This window comes from Globicatella sanguinis NBRC 15551 (genome assembly GCF_001552295.1).
GTDB classification, from domain to species: Bacteria; Bacillota; Bacilli; order Lactobacillales; family Aerococcaceae; genus Globicatella; species Globicatella sanguinis.
This window is the reverse complement of sequence record NZ_BCQX01000171.1, coordinates 1-3,162: the sequence shown is the minus strand read 5'-3', so window position 1 is coordinate 3,162 and position 3,162 is coordinate 1. Positions and strand designations below refer to the sequence as shown.

Here is a 3,162-nt window from a genome sequence, read left to right as displayed (position 1 = left end):
CCACCTTCACTACAAATAGCATTACTCAATATTACTTATAAACTAATTTTAGCACATTATATTCCTTAAATTCCATGATTAACTCTGACCCACAAGTTATCGAATAAATATTAAGTTATTTAATTTGAAGAAAAAACTACTTGAGTGAGATCCTAAACATTACACCTCATACTTAAATAGAGTAACCACAAATGACTCACACATCTAACCATGAAGGAATAAATTTGAATAAAGGTATATATGCAAAAATAACCAAGAATATCTCATTATTTTGAAATATGTCTCGGTTATTTTGGGACTTTTCCTAATCTCTCTTTTAATATTATGCAGTTTATTTATCGTAATAGATATTAATATTATCTTCACCAAAAATTTGAATAGCCTGAGTGACTGAATCTGGTATTTCTGATTCCGCTTCATCTTTTGCTAAATCATCTTCATTCGATTTTGCTTCTGATAAGCGTTTTTGTTTAAACGCCTCTTGGATTGAAACGGCTGGTTCACCTAGTTCGGCTTCTCTTTGAGCTAATTCATCTGGGGTTAATGGCTTTGATTCCTCATTCATTTGGTCAAGGTAATGATCAACCCTCATCAGCCCCTCTTGTTCAGAACGCGACATAGTTGCAGGGGCATTTTGACCGACATTCTTTTGACCAACATTCTCTTGTGCAGATTGATTGTCAGAGTCTGCTTGAAAATGATCCACACCCTCCGGTTTTATTTTGGATGTGGGTTCTTGGTGCATTGAATGTTCTCTTAAGGGGTTACCACCATTTTTTTCTCTTAAGATTTTATAATCATTGCGAACGGTTCGCCATTCACTTTCAATAATATAGACAAAAACCATTGATTCGCCTAATCGTTTCTCTGCCACATTAATGAGCTGTTGTTCCAAAGATTGATCATGTTGTACTAAACCACAAAAAGCAGCATTCGAAAAACTAATTAAGGCAACACCCGGACCTGCCGCCAGTGGTACGGTACCATTAAACTTCACTCTCTCTTGAGGAGCAATCATTGATAAAATCATCGACCATTCCTGTTTTAATCGAGTAATATGTGCACGCGTTGCTTGGTCCAATACATCATAAATTTTTTCTGTCATTTGCTGATATTCTTGTTGTGCTGTTTGCGGTCGTACTCTTGGTGCTTCAAAGCGATTTGACTGTGGTGGCGTTGGTGCCGTTTGTTTTAATTGTTGCTCTAACGCATTTATTTTTTCTTCTAAAGCAATAATTTTATTGTTTAACTTTATAACCGCTTCAGAATGGGTGCCCTCATCACTCTTTATTTCAGCATTTTGAGCTAATTGGACTGTAATTACTTCTAAATATAAATCTGGTTGGTTGCTGAATCGCATTTGATTTTGTGCTTGATTCAACTGATCAATCATTTTGAAATAAAAATTAACCTCTACTTTTGCTAACAAATCTGTTAATTCTTCATTTGACAGTAAGGTATAATTTTGTTTGGTATGAGCTGATAATAAAATATCTCGAGCAAATAAAATTAATTCTTCAATAAAACGGCTTGCTTGCTTTCCCTTTTGACTAGCATCTTGAACTATTTTTAATGCATCATACCCTTCACCGGCAAAAACATCTTCAATATAGCGGACATACTCTTGATGACTGATGCTACCAGATACTTGTAAGGCTGACTCGATTGTTAAATCTTCACGGTATGATAATGCTTGGTCTAATAAACTTAAACTATCACGCATCCCACCATTCGCTGTCCTAGCAATTATTTCTAAAGCTTCAATTTCATAGTTAACCTGATTATGATTTAATATATACTCCATTCGCGCAATTAAATCTTGATTATGAATGCGTTGAAAATCAAATCGTTGTGTTCTTGAAATAATTGTTGCTGGAATTTTATGTGGTTCCGTCGTAGCCAATATAAAAATAACATGACTCGGAGGTTCTTCTAATGTTTTTAATAAAGCATTAAACGCTCCTGTCGTTAGCATGTGCACCTCATCGATAATATAGACCTTATACTTCGCAATCGTCGGCGCATATCGAACTTTATCGCGGATATCACGGATTTCTTCTACACCATTATTACTTGCCGCATCTATTTCAATCACATCGGCTGCTTGACCTCGTGTTATAGCTTGACACACTTCACATTCATTACATGGATTCCCGTTTTGAGGATTTAAACAGTTGACGGCCTTTGATAATATTTTTGCCGCACTCGTCTTACCGGTTCCTCTTGGTCCAGTAAACAGATAAGCATGACTCAATTGTTGATGACTCACTGCATTGGCCAGTGTTTCGGCTATCATCTTTTGTCCTACCAATTCATCAAATGATTGTGGGCGCCATACCCTATATAGGGCTTGATAACTCATCTATTTTCCTCCTCTTTGATTATTACACCTTCTCATTATATCGAAACAACCGTTTAATTTCTAGTTAATTAGGAAGGGATAAAGTATAATATAATCAAAAAACAGGAGACATTTAAATGACCTTATTAGATAAAATTAAAGAAAAATATGCTCAACATCCTGAAATGCCCTATATTAGTCCAGAACGTAATTTAGCTGCTTGGCTTGAAGAAGTCGACACATCCAGTAATAAATTAGTACCCAAACGCAATATGATTCGGCTAGATGGAGGGTATTTACCAGGCCATATCATTATTCTTTGGCGAGTACAATTTGGCACCTACACCAATGAAACGGTTATCTCAAAATATTTTGAATATAAATATGGTATAGATGCAAAGAAAGAAATGGACACTTTAATACAAGATGGCTATGTAATTGAATTAGGTGCACTGGAATCTCTCGAATTCCAAACAGCTGGTCAATTAAAAAACTATTTAAAGAATAAAGGTATACATGGCCTTAGCAAGATGACCAAGGCACAATTAGTTGAAGCAATACAAGAACACTTTCCTGAAGAAGAATTAGGAGAATTATTTACGATTAGAAAATATAAATTAACTAATAAAGGAGAAAAATTACTAACTAAATACCCTGAAATCATTGATAAACACCCAAAGAAAAAGTTTTAATATAAAAAAGTTTCGATTCTACTTTGATGTTTCCCAGACAAAATAAACTAGGAAATAATTCATGCCTGTTCATGAAAACAAAGTAAATCGAAACTGTTATTGTAAGGATGCTTTAATATATTTTTGATT

General features: G+C 34.7%; 2 protein-coding genes. One reads left to right on the top strand and one right to left on the bottom strand.

The window, feature by feature from the left end:
- Window positions 1–331 precede the first annotated feature (331 nt).
- Window positions 332–2,362, bottom strand: coding sequence for a DNA polymerase III subunit gamma/tau (gene dnaX / locus GSA01S_RS09785; RefSeq protein ID WP_066127092.1), 2,031 nt, complete (start codon window positions 2,360–2,362; stop codon window positions 332–334).
- A 116-nt stretch (window positions 2,363–2,478) separates the two neighbouring features.
- Between dnaX and GSA01S_RS09780 the strand changes: the two genes are divergently transcribed.
- Window positions 2,479–3,033: a hypothetical protein gene (locus GSA01S_RS09780; RefSeq protein ID WP_066127088.1), complete on the top strand. Its 555-nt coding sequence runs from the start codon at window positions 2,479–2,481 to the stop codon at window positions 3,031–3,033.
- Window positions 3,034–3,162: the final 129 nt, after the last annotated feature.

Coding starts and splice junctions, on each gene's coding strand:
- dnaX (WP_066127092.1), bottom strand. CDS start 2,362: ATGAGTTATCAAGCCCTATATAGGGTATGGCGCCCACAATCATTTGAT.
- GSA01S_RS09780 (WP_066127088.1), top strand. CDS start 2,479: ATGACCTTATTAGATAAAATTAAAGAAAAATATGCTCAACATCCTGAA.